Here is a 14,259-nt window from a genome sequence, read left to right as displayed (position 1 = left end):
CTGCAAAAGCAGACTTGATTGGATCCGATGGCACCGATTGACTGGTTTCTGCTGGTCTTTTACTTAATCGGAACTTTGTTCCTCGGGCTTTGGCTGGCTCGACGCAATCAGGGTGAAGATGACTATTTCGTCGCTGGGCGAAGCTTGAGCGGTTGGTTGGCTGGCGCTTCGATGGCTGCCACGACCTTCTCCATCGACACACCGTTGTACGTCGCGGGTTTAGTAGGAACAAGAGGACTGGCGGCGAATTGGGAGTGGTGGGGGTTCGGTCTTGCCCATGTGGCGATGGCTGTGGTGTTTGCGCCCCTTTGGCGACGCAGCGGCGTGATGACAGATGCTGCCTTTACGGAACTCCGCTATGGAGGAGCCACGGCGGCTTGGTTGCGGGGCACAAAAGCATTTTTGCTCGCCCTTCCGATCAATTGCATTGGTATCGGCTATGCGTTTTTGGCGATGCGCAAGGTGGTGCAAGCGCTGGGGATTGTGTCTGATCAGCCCGTGCCAGCACTCGGAGGTCTTCCCGACACGGTGCTGTTGCTCACGATTGTGGCTGTTTTGGTCCTCGTTTATACGGTTGCAGGTGGCCTTTGGGCCGTTGTGATCACTGATTTTGTGCAGTTAATTCTGGCGATGGTGGGGGCTCTGGCTGTGGCTTGGGCCGCCATTCATGCTGCTGGCGGGATGGATGCTCTGCTCACCAGTCTCAATGCTTTGGGGCGTCCCGAGGTGTTGTCGCTTGTGCCTTGGCGTTGGACTGATTCTGGTTTCGATTGGATTGGAGGGGCAGGCATCAGTGCTTCTACCTTCTTGGCCTACCTCACGGTGCAGTGGTGGAGTTTCCGGCGCAGTGATGGCGGTGGTGAATTCATTCAACGGATGCTGGCTACCCGCGATGAACGCCAGGCCCGGTTGGCGGGCTGGGTGTTCCTTGTGGTCAATTATCTGCTGCGCAGCTGGCTCTGGGTTTTGGTGGCCCTAGCCGCACTAGTGCTGCTGCCCGATCAGGCGGACTGGGAATTGAGTTATCCGGCTCTGGCGGTCACCTATCTCCCACCTGTGGTGCTTGGCCTGGTGGTGGTGTCCTTAGTGGCTGCTTTTATGAGCACGGTCAGTACATCTGTGAACTGGGGTGCGAGTTATCTCACCCATGACCTCTATCAGCGTTTTGTTCGGCCTAATGCCTCCCAGAAAGAGCTTCTGTTGGTTGGACAAGCCACCAGTGTTCTTTTGTTGGTGTTAGGGGTGTTAACAGCTTTGATCAGCGACAGCATCGGCACTGTGTTCCGACTAGTGATCGCGATTGGTACCGGACCTGGCGTGGTTCTGGTCTTGCGTTGGTTCTGGTGGCGCATCAATGCTGCGGCTGAGCTGTCATCGATGGTGTGTGGATTTTTTGTTGGCTTGGCCACGTCTGTGATTCCCGTTCTTCAAATCTCGGACTACGGACACAGATTGATGGTCACCACTGCTATTACGGCAGTGGTTTGGGTGGGAGTGATGTTGATGACTCCCCCTGAGTCAGAGGAGGTGCTTGAGCGGTTCGTGCAGCGCGTTCAGCCACCAGGGCCTGGCTGGAGTCATTGGCGTCGGCGCTTTGAGGTGGAGGCGTCTGAATCGCTGCGAGATCTCCTTGCGCGATTTTTATTGAGTAGTTGTGTTCTCTTTGGGGCGTTGCTTGGCTCGGGTGCATTCCTTTTGCACCAGCAAATGGCAGGTTGGTCCGGTTTGATCCTCACGGTTGTGTCCCTGTCTCTCCTCTTGCGCGGACGACACTCTCGTCTTGCCGTTTAGTCACCATTCACAATGGATTGAAAACTGGAACCGTGAGTTTTTTTCGCAGCACCATTCTTCCTGTTCTGATCGTGGCTTTATTCGGCCTTGCTTTGTTTGCGGTGAGTGCACGCATCTGGTTGCCTGGTGACATGCTTGCGCCAGCTCCGGTCAGTTGACCTGATGCTTCTACGATCAATGTCATGACCGATCGCCTGCCCCTGGATCGTGAACCACGTGTGGCCAATCTGGCCATCGATCCTGATGTGCTCGCCCGTGAGCTTGAAGCGGAACAGGTTGGTGACCCCCTCGACGAAATCGATCTCGATGATCCAGAGCAGGATGCTCTGGAAGCCATTCGTCAGTGTGATGAAGCTCTGAAGTGGTTGCAGCAGGGGCATGACCAGCGGCTTCAAGGGTTACGGGTGTTCTGTGAACATCGAGATCCCCGTTCGGTTCCGCTTTTACTGCCTCTCCTCGACGAGGTCTGCCCCGTTGTGCGCATGAGCGCTGTCTACGCCCTCGGTCGTAACCCTTCCCCCCCTGCTGTGGGGCCCCTTTTGAAATTGCTGCAAGAGGACAGCAATGCCTATGTGCGCAAAGCTACAGCGTGGAGTCTTGGCAATTATCCCGATGCACCAGTACTGAATCCCTTGATTCGTGCCTTGCAGACGGATGTGGCGGCTGTGCGCTTGTGGGCGTCGGTTTCTCTTGCTGAAGCTGGTGTGACCTCTGCTGCCAAGGCAGATCCGGCGGCTGGTCAGTTGTTGATTAGCTTGCGAATCGACAGTGAATCTGTGGTGCGAAGCAATTGCATCTGGGCTCTCGGCCGCTTGCTTGAACATTTAGTTGAACCACGTCGCGCTGAAGTGATTGAGGTGTTTGTGCGTGCGCTTCTTCAAGATTGCGAAAGGTCTGTTCGCGATGAAGCCCGCACTGCTCTCGAGCAGATGGAATCTCCCGATGTTTTGGATCGACTCCAAACCTTGATGGACGAGGGATTGTTCAGTTGATACGGGGAACTGACACCACAACCCCATCAGCTTCGCGTTATCGCCTTTAACATCTGTTCACTGTTGGGTGTGGTGCATGCCTGAGCGCACGCTTCGTTTCCGAATTCGTCCAGACGGTCGCGTCGAGGAGCAAGTGGAAGGCGTTGTCGGTGACGTTTGTCTGCAACTGACGGAACGGTTGGAATCAGCGTTGGGCACGGTGGAACGCCGTCAGCCAACGTCTGATGCCTACGTCACAACCCAAACCCAGTCCCAGTCCCAGTTTGTCGAGCCTTCCTGATGTCCCATTTCAGTACAGTCAAAACCGAACTTCGCCAGCGTGAGTCCTTGGTTTCCGCCCTCGAAGACCTGGGGTATGAGCCCAAGCAGGGAGGCCATCCCGTTCGGGGATATCGCGGTCAAACCGTAGAAGCTGAACTGGCGGTCACTCTTCAAGATTCTGCTGATTTCGGTTTCGTTTGGAACGAAGCCAATGGCTCCTATGAGTTCGTGACCGATATGGATTTGTGGCGTCAATCCATGCCGATCGAACGTTTTTTGTCTCGCCTCACGCAGCGCTATGCCCTCAACACGGTGTTAAAGGCTTCTCTCACTGAGGGCTTTGACGTTGCCGAGCAGCGTGATTGCCAAGATGGATCCATCGAACTTGTTGTAACCCGTTGGGATGCCTGATTCGCAGCGGGCGGGGGATCAATCCTTGAACGACTCGGCTGGTAATCCCTCTGCTGCTTACAGCGCCTCCTCTCTTGAGGAGCGTCAATCCACAGGTATGGAACCCGTTTTAGGGGGTGCCCTTGCTGAAAAAGCTGTCTGGGTTGATGAGGCTGTTTGTATTGGCTGCAGGTATTGCGCTCACGTGGCCTGCAACACCTTCATTATTGAGCCCAATTTGGGACGCTCCCGAGCGATTCGTCAGGACGGCGATAGTTCTGAGCGAATTCAAGAAGCGATCGAAACCTGCCCTGTTGATTGCATTCATTGGGTTGCCTTTGATGATCTCAAAGGCCTTCAGGAACAGCTTGACTCTCAAGAGCTTTTTCCGCTTGGGTTGCCCTCACCTGCTCGCCCACGACGCATCCTTCCTCGGCAGTCGCACGACTGAATTGCGATGACAACACAGGCTTCCCTGGCTTTGCCAACACGGCGTTTTGGTCGGACAGAACTTGCTATGCCCGTTCTATCGCTTGGGGGCATGAGGTTTCAGCAAAGCTGGTCAGACCTTGAGGCTGACCTGATTACTCAGGAGGCTCAACGCACGGTGGCAGACACTCTGCAGAGGGCAGTGGAGCTTGGGTTTCATCATCTGGAAACGGCCCGGCATTACGGCAGCTCCGAGCGGCAACTTGGTTGGGCCCTCCCCCATTCTCCTGATCCCAATCGCATTGTTCAAACCAAAGTGCCGCCCCGGGACGACCCTGCGGAGTTTGAAGCTGAGCTCGAACTCAGCCTCGAGCGCTTAAACGTTCAGCGAATCGAGTTGCTAGCGATCCATGGAATCAACAGGCTGGATCATCTAGAGCAAACGGTGCGACCAGGGGGGTGTATGGAGGTGGTTCGGCGTTGGCAGCGAGAGGGTCGTATCGATCATGTGGGCTTTTCGACGCATGCTGAAACCAGCGTCATCGAAGCTGCGATCAAGACCGATGCCTTCGATTATGTGAACTTGCATTGGTACTACATCCGGCAAGACAACGAACCAGCTCTTATTGCAGCCCAACGCCATGACATGGGCGTGTTCATCATTAGTCCCACCGATAAAGGTGGCCATCTTCATACCCCTTCGCTGCTGTTGAAGCAGCTCTGCGCTCCCCTTCACCCGATCGTGTTTAACGATCTGTTTTGCCTGCAAGATTCACGGGTTCACACCATCAGTGTTGGTGCATCCAGACCGAGTGATCTCGATCTTCATCTTGAGGCTGTTGGGCAACTTGATCAAGCGGAATCGCTCATTGCTCCGATTCAAGATCGGTTGCAGGCGCAAGCGCGCAAGGCCCTGGGTGAGCCTTGGTTGATGACCTGGCGTGAAGGGTTGCCCCATTGGCAAGACACGCCAGGGGGCCTCAATCTTCCTGTGTTGCTCTGGCTTCACAATCTGGTTGAGGCTTGGGATTTAGAGGGTTATGCCAGGGCGCGTTATGGAATTCTTGGTCATGCAGGACATTGGGCCCCAGGTGCCAATGCTGATGCCTTGGACCAGGAGGTCAGCGAGAAAGACCTCCGCGCTGTTTTGAACCAAAGCCCTTGGGCTGACACGATTCCAGGATTGCTGAGGGGGTTAAAGGAACGGGTTGGTGGTGTCCCTCAGGAACGCTTGTCGTCTGCCTGATTTCCGAGGGGAAGACGGTTGGGTAGCCCAACGGGACGGGGGTAGCTCTTCGGGCAAGGCGCGATGGATTCAATGCGAATCAATGTGCGCAGCCCCCGTCCAGCTGGCAGGTTGATCTGCTTGCAATCCGCCAGTTTGGCTTTGAGAGGAACCAAGGCTCGTTTCAGGTTGGCTTCGTCGTCGTTACTCCAATGGCCGCGATAGAGCAACGCCTGGCCTTGATGAGCCAAAAGGGGCACGAGATACTCCGCGACCACGGGGGGTGTGGCTACGGCTCTGGCCATCGCCAAGTCGAAGGTCCCTCGACAGGACCGCTTCTGACCCGTCACCTCAACCCGCTCGGTGCGTACGTCTACGCGTGTCCCTAAACCAAGCGCGTTGGCCATGGATTCCACGGCCGCAGTTTTGCGGCCGACTGAATCAACAAGGGTGAGCGAGGTCCCGGGTAGGGCAATGGCAACAGCGAGGCCAGGGAACCCGCCTCCAGTGCCGACATCGATGCAGCGACGCGTCAGATCGGGGGTTCGTAGCTCCTTTTCGAGGGGCCAAAGGCTGTCAAAAACCTGGGCAATCCAAAACTCTTCGTTCTCTACCAAACGGGTGAGATTGACTCTGCTGTTCCAGTGGCGTAGCAGGGCTTGCAGCTCTTTGAGTTGCGAGAGCTGGTTTTCATTGGGTTGCCAGCCCAGACACTGCCATAGATCAGGCCCGGCATCAGAAAAGGTATTTGCTTCTGGCATGGCTGCCAGGGCAGCGACTCTTCCTACAATGCACCTTCGTGATTCGGCTTGAACGGGATGTGATGTCGGCCTCGACCCATTACGAACGGTTAGGGGTAGATCGTGGAGTCGACGCTGAGACATTGCGTCGGGCCTTTCGACGACGCAGCAAGACGGTGCATCCCGACACCACTACGTTGCCGGCTGAGGAAGCAGCGCGCCAATTCCAGCTGTTGCGTGAGGCCTATGTCCAATTGGCTGATCCTTCCTTGCGTCGGATCTATGACGCTCAACTCATCCAGCAGGATCAGCTTTGGCAACAACGGCTTACCCCACCGCCTTCGCATGTCGTGCCGCCTTCAACCGCTATTGGTGAGCGGCGACCACTCTCAGGTGGGGAGTGGTTGTCGCTGCTGATGTTGCTAGGGGCTTTGCTTCTTTGTTTATCGCTTGGAGTGGGAGTGGCTTGGAGTCGGGGCATAGAACTTCAGGTTCAGCCCAGTTGGCTGGTGGCCGAGCAGACTCAAGATGAGCCGTTGATTAGGGAAGTCCTTGATGGTGTCGATGCCTCCAGCCGAAACTCCTTTAAATCAGCATTCGCTTCAGGCTCTTGAGCATTGGCTCCAGCAACTTGGAGCGCAGCGTTTAGACGATGATCCGTGTGGCTGGACCTGGGAGGAACAGGGATGGACGGCGGAGATCCGGCTGCAACAAACGGATCTCGCTGTGATCTGGAGCCCTAAGGAAGCACCTCGTCCCTGCGTGTTTCCCTATGGACTGTCCCGCGCTGACGTCGAGGCGGCCCTGCGGCTCGGACCCTGAGGGCTCAGTTTGTGCCGGTACAGCTCACGACTTCTTGCCCTTACAGAAGGTTGATCGCCTCCTGGATGACGGAGTAACAGTGATCGAGCTGCTCATCGCTGATGCAAAGCGGTGGAAGTAGGTACACCACTTGGCCGAGAGGCCGCAGCAGGACACCCCGTTCTCTCGCCAGCTTGCGCAGCACCTTTCCAGCAGGATTGAGGTAGCCCTCTTGGTCGGTGACGACAAGATCAAAGGCTGCGATGGTCCCGGTGACGCGCACATGCCTGATCCCTGGATGGCGAGCCAAGTGCTCTAGGCGCGATCGATGCCTCGCTTCGAACCCCAGGTATTTGTCAGGTTCAGCTTCGAGTAAGTCCAAACTGGCGTTTGCTGCGGCACATCCCAGGGGATTGGCAGTAAAGCTGTGGCCATGCCAGAGCGTCAAGCTCGGATCTTGGCCGACAAAGGCGCCGAAGACAGCACCGCTTGCCATGGTGATTCCCATGGGAAGGAATCCTGCGGTAAGTCCTTTGGACAAAGCGACGAGATCAGGTTGGACCCCTGCCCTCTGGGTTGCTAAAAAATCCCCGCAACGGCCAAAGCCCGTAAGGACTTCGTCGGCGATCAGCAGTGTTTCAGCGTTGCGAACGCGCTTTTCTACTTCTTGCAGAAAGGTGGGGCGCACCATGCTCATTCCGCCGGCGCCTTGGACAAGCGGCTCGAGGATGACAGCAGCAGTGGGTGTCTTGAGAGCTTCTTCAAGCTGGTTGAGTGCTGTTTGTTCGTGCTGTTCGACCTGATCGTCGTCCCACCACGTTGCTGGCCATGGGATGCGGGCGACCGGGAATAACAGTGGGTCAAAGGGTTCGCTGAAAAGGCTGCGCGCCCCGACGGCCATCGCTCCAAACGTATCTCCGTGATATGCCCCGTCGAAGGCGATGATCTGCTGCCTCGGTTCTCCCTTGTTATGCCACCACTGAATGGCGATTTTGAGTGCCACTTCCACAGCAGTGGAGCCGTTGTCGGAGAAAAAGACCCGCTCTAACCCGGTTTTAGTGGCTAATCGATTGGCGAGGCGTTCAGCTTGAGGATGGGTGAATTCAGCGAAAATAACTTGCTCAAGGGTCTCGGCCTGATGAGCGATTGCTTTGGCGATATGAGGGTGGGAATGGCCATGCAAGGTGACCCACCAACTGCTAATCGCGTCGATTAATGGAGGACCTTCATCGCGGTAAAGAAGGGCGCCATCTCCTCGAAGCACTCTTTCTAAAGGGGGCGTTGTGGAGACCTGGGTGAACGGAGGCCAGAGGTGGGGATGGTGGTTCTGAGGCACTTCGTTGTCACAGCTGCCAGTGGATGGATTCGTTTCTGCTGAGCTCAGCGGCACATTTCGCTGTTTTGTTCGGATTCAGTTGCGATCGGGCCACAGTTAAACCAGCGCACAAGTCCAACTTCGACGTCCGTAAACAGCACCAAAATGCCTGTGCACAGGAGTGCAACAGCCACGGCGGCTCCGGTTTGACGGCGATTCATCTCGAAGCCTGGAAACGATTGATCTCGGTTTCGACCTTAGCTTTCACGTTCTGAACATGCCATTGCCTTGTCAAAGCCGCGGCATTGAGTTCTTCCAGAGGTGGTAATTCGCACAGCAAAGGAACCTCGCCGAGTTCGTTCAGAGTGCGGGGATTATCGGCATGGTGAGGGCCATTGATCACCAGTCCAAGGATCGGAATGCTCCGTTTCCTCAGTGCTTCCAGGCTGAGAAGCGTGTGGTTCAAGGTGCCAAGTTCACTGCGGGCTACCAACACCACGGGAAGCTGCCACCGTTCGAGTTGTTGGATTTGTAGCCAGTCGCGTGTGAGTGGCACCATCAGGCCTCCAGCGGTCTCTACTACCAACGGTCCATCGATAGCTGGCAACTGAAGCTGGTTGAGATCAATGCACTGCCCCTCTCGTTCTGCAGCCCAGTGCGGAGAAACGGGAGCTTGGAATACATAGGCTTCACGATGCCACCTCTGCTTTGGAAGCCCCAGAAGATCGATGACTCGTTGACGATCACCACCACCTTCGGTTCCGCTTTGGACCGGTTTCCAATAGGTGGCCTCTAATCCTTGAACAAAGAGGGCGCTGACAACGGTTTTCCCGACATCGGTGTCTGTTCCGCAAATCACCAATCGAAGGGGAGGCGTGTTCATCGCTCGATCACCAGGAGTTGGATCAACCAGGTCAATCTGACTTGCCCGTCTGTTGAACGCTCAGGCCACTGGGCGCTGAGTTGACGCCATTGCTTCACGCTGAGAGCTGAGCGTTTGCTTGTGCCGGCGCCAATGGTTCGCATGGGTCGCAAGAGAGCTGTGATGTGGCTGGCTTGTTCACTGAAGCTGAGCTGTTGTTGTTGTCTGATTTGTTGCTTTGGCAAACAGTCCATCAACGCTTCGGTTGTTGGGAAGCGAAGAGCTGAACAGGGAACTGCGGCTTGACGGGCCGCTTCGTGCCACTGCGGGAAGCAGCCTTCAACGGGCAACGCCACGACTAACCAGCCACCTGGGGCCAGACACTCGAACCATTGCTTCAGAGTTGTTCCTGGATCGGACAACCAGTGGAGGCAGAAACTGGAGGCGATCAGCGTTGGAGCGACGTCCCAGGATTGAAGGGGTTGATTTAAATCCCACAGCTGGGTGTGATCTGGACGAGAGCTACGAGCCAGCATGGATGGGCTTCCATCGATGCGTTCCACCACCCTGCCTGGGTTTCGTTGTTCGATGGCGTCGGCCAGCAATCCCGTTCCACTCCCGAGATCCAGCCATCGCCCCAATGGAATAGGGAGTCGTTGGCAGTGCCCAGCCAGTCGCCAGGCCAAGGCTGTTTGAAGACGCGCTGCCCGGTTGTATTGGGTTGCTGCGCCATCGAAGCTGCGTAGAACCTTCGCCCCCCAGGTGTTGCTCATCGCTTTTCAGGGGGCTGATCAAGCCATCGCTGGATGCGCATGAGTAAATCTGGCACCAACAGTGCATGGCCGCTACCAGGCAGGCACCAGTGCTCTGCTGGATGCTTCAGTCGGGTCTGAACTGCATCGCGCAGCTCTTGCTGGGCGGCGGGCACCACAATGGCGTCTTTCTCTGCTTCTACCACCAGCACTTTGGTTGATGGTTGCAGTCCTATCGGTAACTCTGCGCTTGCGATGAGCTGATCTAAGTCGTCGGTTAAGCGTTGACGGCCCTCTTGCGATAGCCCTTCATGAATGGGGCCGCTTGGGAGGCCGTCTGGTGACGATGGCGCTGCCGCTCGCTTTAAGAAGGTGGTGAGCATTTCGGCTTCAGCGTCGCTACCAAGGCAGCGGCGCATGCTCTTTAAACCGGTTTTGAGAGCACGACCTTTGGGCCCTTCCGGCACAAATCTGGAAAAACTTGCCAGCAACACCACATCAGTGGCTTGAGCCAAGACGGCCTCCGGGAGCAAATGTGGCCCCAGCGAGTGAGCAATCACCACGCGGCGTTGCAGCTCAATGGCATCTTGATCGTCATGCCAAAAGGGCATGTGCTCTTGTCGCTTTCCATAACCACGTTCGCCGCTTTGCCAAGACCAATGGTGATGCTTGAAATGTCGGATCCAGGACACCCATGCATGGCTGTCTCCGCTCCAGCCATGCATGGCGATGACCTGTTTCATTTGGACGACCTATGCGCTCAAAGAGAGGGCGTGCAGTAGTGCATCCAATGTCCCATCGGGCAGGAGCCGACGCACTACCAAACGGAGTCGGGCCGTTCCTTCGGGAACGGTGGGGGGGCGGATCGCAATGCTCAAAAGTCCCTCTGCTTCCAGGGTCTTTTGTCGATCAAGAGCTGCTTGGTCTGAGCCGATGACAAGAGGAAGAATTGGACCTGTCCCGCCTGGACGTGTCCATCCAGCAGTAGCGAGCGCGGAGCGCCACTGTTGGCTCGTTGCTAGGAGCTCTTCCGACCAATGGGGATGGCGTTGCATCAGCCTTAACGCTGCGAGAGCTGCTGCGGCAAGGGGTGGTGCTAACGCCGTGGTGTAGCGAAAGGCGCCACTGGTTTGGAGCAGGGTTTCCCCGAGGTCTGCATCACAGGCCAGAAAGGCTCCACCGCTTCCAAAGGCCTTCCCAAAGGTGCCACTGAGCATGGTCACAGCCTTGTTTGGAAGGGCATGGCTGAGGCCACGTCCTCCATCTCCCAAGACGCCGAGGGCATGGGCTTCATCGACTAGGAGTCGGGCCTCATGGCTAGAGCAGAGCTCTGCCATGGCACTCAGGTTGGGACTGGTTCCCTCCATGCTGAACAGACTTTCTGTGATCACCAGCGGTTGGTGCCCTGGCTGCCGATCCCGGCAGCGTTCCAGCTTGTGGTTGAGATCGACAAGGTCGTTGTGGGCAAAGCGCTGAAGGCGCGCCCCACTGGCTTGCACTCCTGTGAGTAAGGAGTGATGGCAGAGCCTGTCCGCCAGCACTGGTGTATGGCGGTCGGCGAGTGCAAGAACGGCGGCAAGATTGGCTTGAAAGCCGCTCGGGTAGAGCAGAACGCGATCTCGATTTAACCAGTGCGCTAGTTGTTGTTCGAGTTGGTCATGCACCGGGCGGCTGCCGCTCACCAGCCGGGACCCACCGGCTCCCACGCCGCTTCGGTTGATCTCTTCGGTCGCTGCCGCAATGAGCTCTGGGTGCCGAGCCAGATTGAGGTAATCGTTGCTAGCTAAATCCACAAGGCAACATGGCGTTTCATCTCCTTGATCGGTCGCGTTGACCGGAAGAAGCCCTGATCCATCTGGATTGGGCCTCCAAGTGCGGAGCTGACGTCGGCGTGCTTGAGACGGGCTACTCATGTTGGCCAGTTTGCTGCTCCCTGCTCGCGCAATCTCTAGGATCCAGCGATGGTGTCACCGGATGTTTCCCAGCTGTTTCCATTCCCTTTGGATGGGTTCCAGTTGGAATCGATTGATGCCTTGAATCAAGGGCATTCCGTTGTGGTGAGTGCGCCCACGGGATCTGGCAAGACTTTGGTAGGCGAGTACGCGATTCATCGGGCGATTGCCCATGGCCAAAAGGTGTTTTACACAACACCGCTCAAGGCCTTATCCAATCAAAAGTTGCGCGATTTTCGCGAACAGTTTGGAGCTGAAAATGTTGGCTTGATGACGGGTGACTTGAGCGTTAACCGCGAGGCTCGAGTGGTGGTGATGACCACCGAGATTTTCCGCAACATGCTCTATGCCGAAGCGGATGAGCATGACGATCCTCTTGCCGATGTTGAGTCGGTCGTGCTCGATGAGTGTCACTACATGAATGATTCTCAGCGGGGCACCGTCTGGGAAGAATCGATCATTCACTGTCCACCTTCAGTTCAATTGGTGGCGTTGTCCGCCACCGTGGCCAATGCGGGGCAACTCACCGACTGGATCGAGAAGGTGCACGGTCCGACGCGTCTGGTACTCAGTGATTTTCGTCCGGTCCCTCTGCAGTTCAGTTTTTGTAGTGCCAAGGGTCTCCATCCACTTTTGAATGAACAGGGAACTGGAATTCATCCCAATTGCAAGGTTTGGCGTGCTCCAAAAGGGCATAAACGTAAAGGTCGTTCGCCAAGGCCGCCTCAGCCGGAAGCACCACCGATCAGCTTTGTGGTGGCGCAAATGGCACAACGGGAGATGCTCCCCGCCATTTATTTCATTTTCAGCCGCCGTGGTTGCGACAAGGCCGTTCGTGACCTTGGAGTTCAGTGTTTGGTCACGGAGGCCGAGCAATCCATCATTCGCGAGCGGCTGGAGGCTTACACCGTCGCAAATCCTGAGGCTGTTCGCGATGGCCAGCATGCTGATGCTTTGCTGCGTGGGATTGCATCCCATCACGCTGGAGTCCTTCCTGCCTGGAAAGAGCTGATCGAGGAGCTTTTCCAGCAGGGGTTGGTAAAGGTGGTGTTTGCCACCGAAACGTTGGCGGCGGGCATCAATATGCCAGCGCGCAGCACTGTGATCGCCTCGCTCTCGAAGCGCACGGAACGGGGGCATCGCCCCTTGATGGCTAGTGAATTTCTGCAGATGGCTGGTCGCGCGGGCCGTCGCGGCTTAGATACGCAGGGTTACGTGGTGACGGTTCAGAGTCGATTTGAGGGGGTGCGTGAGGCGGCTCAGTTGGCTACGAGCCCCTCTGATCCGTTGGTGAGTCAATTCACCCCCAGCTACGGCATGGTTCTCAACCTGTTGCAGCGTCACGACTTAGCTAAGGCCAGAGAGCTGGTGGAGCGCAGCTTTGGCCGCTACCTCGCCAGCTTGGATTTGGTGGAGGAAGAAGAACATCTTGGTGAGTTGCGGATGCAGCTAGCCCAGTTGCAAGGCACGGCAGGTGATGTGCCGTGGGAAGACTTTGAGGACTATGAAAAACAGCGCGGCCGTCTCCGCGAGGAGAGGCGTCTGCTCAGGATTCTTCAGCAGCAGGCTGAAGAAACCCTGGCCCACGAACTGACGATCGCCCTCCAGTTCGCAAGCGTCGGAACCTTGGTAAGCCTTAAATCTCCCCGGCTGCGTGGAGGGGTAACGCCGGCCGTGATCGTGGAGAAATGCGATGGCCCCGGGCAGTTCCCATTGCTGCTTTGTTTAACGCTGGACAACGTTTGGATGATGTTGCCTTGTCAGGGGGTCGTGAGTTTGCATGCGGAATTGAGCTGTTTGCAGGTTGATGGCGTGAAGTCGCCTGATCTCAGCCGTTCCGGCGAGCTCCGTCATGGTGATCAGGACAGTGGCCGTTTGGCATTAGCGGTGGCTCACATGGCACGTCGTCATGACATGACCACAGCTCAGTACGACTTGGCTGGCGAAGTGTTGTCTCAGGTGCGCTTAGTTCAGGAATTGGAAGATCAACTGGAGGGGCATCCGGCTCATCGCTGGGGAGATCGCAAGCAACTCAAGAAGCACCGGCGACGTATGGAAGATCTTCAGCACGAAATTCGTGAGCGCCAGCAATTGCTCCATCACCGCTCCAACCGGCACTGGGAGATATTTTTAGCTCTCATTGAGATCCTGCGGCACTTTGGCTGCCTGGATGACTTGGAACCAACGGAGATAGGTCGCACCGTTGCCGCTCTTCGTGGTGACAACGAGCTCTGGCTTGGTCTGGCACTGATGAGTGGTCATCTCGATGAGTTGCCTCCAGCAGAACTGGCTGCAGTGTTTGAGGCCATCAGCACGGAGGTCAATCGTCCAGATCTTTGGAGTGCATTCCCGGCGCCTCCTCTTGCGGAAGAGGCTCTGCATGATTTGTCTGGTATCCGTCGGGAGCTTTTGCGGGCTCAGGAGCGTTTCAAGGTGGTGGTGCCAGCTTGGTGGGAGCCTGAATTGATGGGCTTGGTGGAGGCTTGGGCGAAGGGAACATCCTGGAATGATCTGATTGCTAACACCTCTTTGGATGAAGGAGATGTGGTGCGGATCATGCGGCGCACGGTGGATTTACTGGCTCAGGTGCCCTACTGCGAGGCGATTAGTGAGCAGCTGCGCAAAAACGCCCGTGCGGCCTTAATTGCGATTAATCGTTTCCCGGTCGCGGAGGCTGACCAGGTACTGAAGGCCGCGGCTGCCGAATCCAGCGGTCTCAATGCCGCGACTGAACGGGCTGCCTGACCGC

The 14,259-nt window shown here is 56.6% G+C and carries 17 protein-coding genes; 10 read left to right on the top strand and 7 right to left on the bottom strand.

From position 1 onward, the window contains the following. The first annotated feature begins 27 nt into the window (after positions 1 to 27). The 7 genes from SYNC_RS10790 to SYNC_RS10765 all read left to right on the top strand — a co-directional run bounded on the left by SYNC_RS10790 (position 28) and on the right by SYNC_RS10765 (position 5,109). Positions 28 to 1,791 carry a sodium:solute symporter family protein gene (locus SYNC_RS10790; protein ID WP_011620261.1) on the top strand — a complete coding sequence of 588 codons (1,764 nt, stop codon included), beginning with the start codon at positions 28 to 30 and terminating at the stop codon, positions 1,789 to 1,791. Positions 1,792 to 1,823: 32 nt separating this feature from the next. Continuing rightward, the gene (locus SYNC_RS15175) at positions 1,824 to 1,949 is read left to right on the top strand and encodes a hypothetical protein (RefSeq protein WP_255321986.1); all 126 of its coding nucleotides are present in this window, start codon (positions 1,824 to 1,826) and stop codon (positions 1,947 to 1,949) included. Between the two features lie 24 nt (positions 1,950 to 1,973). After that, positions 1,974 to 2,783, top strand: coding sequence for a HEAT repeat domain-containing protein (locus SYNC_RS10785; protein ID WP_011620259.1), 810 nt, complete (start codon positions 1,974 to 1,976; stop codon positions 2,781 to 2,783). Positions 2,784 to 2,859: 76 nt separating this feature from the next. Further along, positions 2,860 to 3,063 (top strand): DUF2997 domain-containing protein, encoded by a 204-nt coding sequence (locus tag SYNC_RS10780; protein WP_041426696.1) that lies wholly within the window; start codon positions 2,860 to 2,862, stop codon positions 3,061 to 3,063. Further along, positions 3,063 to 3,455: a DUF1257 domain-containing protein gene (locus tag SYNC_RS10775; RefSeq protein WP_011620257.1), complete on the top strand. Its 393-nt coding sequence runs from the start codon at positions 3,063 to 3,065 to the stop codon at positions 3,453 to 3,455. The genes SYNC_RS10780 and SYNC_RS10775 overlap by 1 nt, the downstream gene beginning before the upstream one ends. After that, positions 3,448 to 3,885 (top strand): ferredoxin, encoded by a 438-nt coding sequence (locus tag SYNC_RS10770; protein WP_049750356.1) that lies wholly within the window; start codon positions 3,448 to 3,450, stop codon positions 3,883 to 3,885. The genes SYNC_RS10775 and SYNC_RS10770 overlap by 8 nt, the downstream gene beginning before the upstream one ends. 6 nt (positions 3,886 to 3,891) lie before the next feature. Then, positions 3,892 to 5,109, top strand: a complete 1,218-nt coding sequence (locus SYNC_RS10765) for an aldo/keto reductase (protein WP_041426695.1) — start codon at positions 3,892 to 3,894, stop codon at positions 5,107 to 5,109. Here the strand turns inward: SYNC_RS10765 and rsmG are convergent. Continuing rightward, positions 5,085 to 5,849: a 16S rRNA (guanine(527)-N(7))-methyltransferase RsmG gene (gene rsmG, locus SYNC_RS10760; protein WP_011620254.1), complete on the bottom strand. Its 765-nt coding sequence runs from the start codon at positions 5,847 to 5,849 to the stop codon at positions 5,085 to 5,087. The two genes, SYNC_RS10765 and rsmG, sit on opposite strands and share 25 nt — an antisense overlap. Before the next feature lie 62 nt (positions 5,850 to 5,911). Between rsmG and SYNC_RS10755 the strand changes: the two genes are divergently transcribed. Both SYNC_RS10755 and SYNC_RS10750 read left to right on the top strand, forming a co-directional pair. Beyond that, a complete protein-coding gene (locus SYNC_RS10755) occupies positions 5,912 to 6,442 on the top strand; it encodes a J domain-containing protein (protein ID WP_011620253.1) in 531 nt (176 codons plus the stop codon). Further along, positions 6,393 to 6,650: a DUF3143 domain-containing protein gene (locus SYNC_RS10750; RefSeq protein ID WP_049750355.1), complete on the top strand. Its 258-nt coding sequence runs from the start codon at positions 6,393 to 6,395 to the stop codon at positions 6,648 to 6,650. The genes SYNC_RS10755 and SYNC_RS10750 overlap by 50 nt, the downstream gene beginning before the upstream one ends. Positions 6,651 to 6,690: 40 nt before the next feature. Here the strand turns inward: SYNC_RS10750 and bioA are convergent, their stop codons facing one another. Genes bioA through SYNC_RS10725 form a run of 6 tightly spaced genes read right to left on the bottom strand, consistent with a single transcriptional unit; the run spans position 6,691 to position 11,471 of the window. Then, complete coding sequence (gene bioA / locus SYNC_RS10745) at positions 6,691 to 7,965, bottom strand: adenosylmethionine--8-amino-7-oxononanoate transaminase (RefSeq protein WP_011620251.1); 1,275 nt, start codon at positions 7,963 to 7,965, stop codon at positions 6,691 to 6,693. 44 nt (positions 7,966 to 8,009) lie between these two features. After that, positions 8,010 to 8,165: a hypothetical protein gene (locus SYNC_RS14775; RefSeq protein WP_011620250.1), complete on the bottom strand. Its 156-nt coding sequence runs from the start codon at positions 8,163 to 8,165 to the stop codon at positions 8,010 to 8,012. After that, positions 8,162 to 8,827, bottom strand: a complete 666-nt coding sequence (gene bioD, locus SYNC_RS10740) for a dethiobiotin synthase (protein ID WP_011620249.1) — start codon at positions 8,825 to 8,827, stop codon at positions 8,162 to 8,164. Before bioD ends, SYNC_RS14775 begins: the two co-directional genes overlap by 4 nt. After that, positions 8,824 to 9,579 carry a methyltransferase domain-containing protein gene (locus SYNC_RS10735; RefSeq protein WP_011620248.1) on the bottom strand — a complete coding sequence of 252 codons (756 nt, stop codon included), beginning with the start codon at positions 9,577 to 9,579 and terminating at the stop codon, positions 8,824 to 8,826. The genes bioD and SYNC_RS10735 overlap by 4 nt, the downstream gene beginning before the upstream one ends. Then, positions 9,576 to 10,301, bottom strand: coding sequence for an alpha/beta fold hydrolase (locus tag SYNC_RS10730; RefSeq protein ID WP_011620247.1), 726 nt, complete (start codon positions 10,299 to 10,301; stop codon positions 9,576 to 9,578). The genes SYNC_RS10735 and SYNC_RS10730 overlap by 4 nt, the downstream gene beginning before the upstream one ends. A 9-nt stretch (positions 10,302 to 10,310) precedes the next feature. Then, entirely contained in the window at positions 10,311 to 11,471 is a 1,161-nt protein-coding gene (locus tag SYNC_RS10725; protein ID WP_011620246.1) for an aminotransferase class I/II-fold pyridoxal phosphate-dependent enzyme, read from the bottom strand. Between the two features lie 48 nt (positions 11,472 to 11,519). Here SYNC_RS10725 and SYNC_RS10720 point away from each other — a divergent pair, with 48 nt between their 5' ends. After that, positions 11,520 to 14,255: an RNA helicase gene (locus tag SYNC_RS10720; protein WP_041426693.1), complete on the top strand. Its 2,736-nt coding sequence runs from the start codon at positions 11,520 to 11,522 to the stop codon at positions 14,253 to 14,255. Positions 14,256 to 14,259 lie beyond the last annotated feature (4 nt).

It is taken from the genome of Synechococcus sp. CC9311 (assembly GCF_000014585.1).
Taxonomy (GTDB): domain Bacteria; phylum Cyanobacteriota; class Cyanobacteriia; order PCC-6307; family Cyanobiaceae; genus Synechococcus_C.
This window is presented reverse-complemented; position numbering and strand designations above follow the sequence as displayed.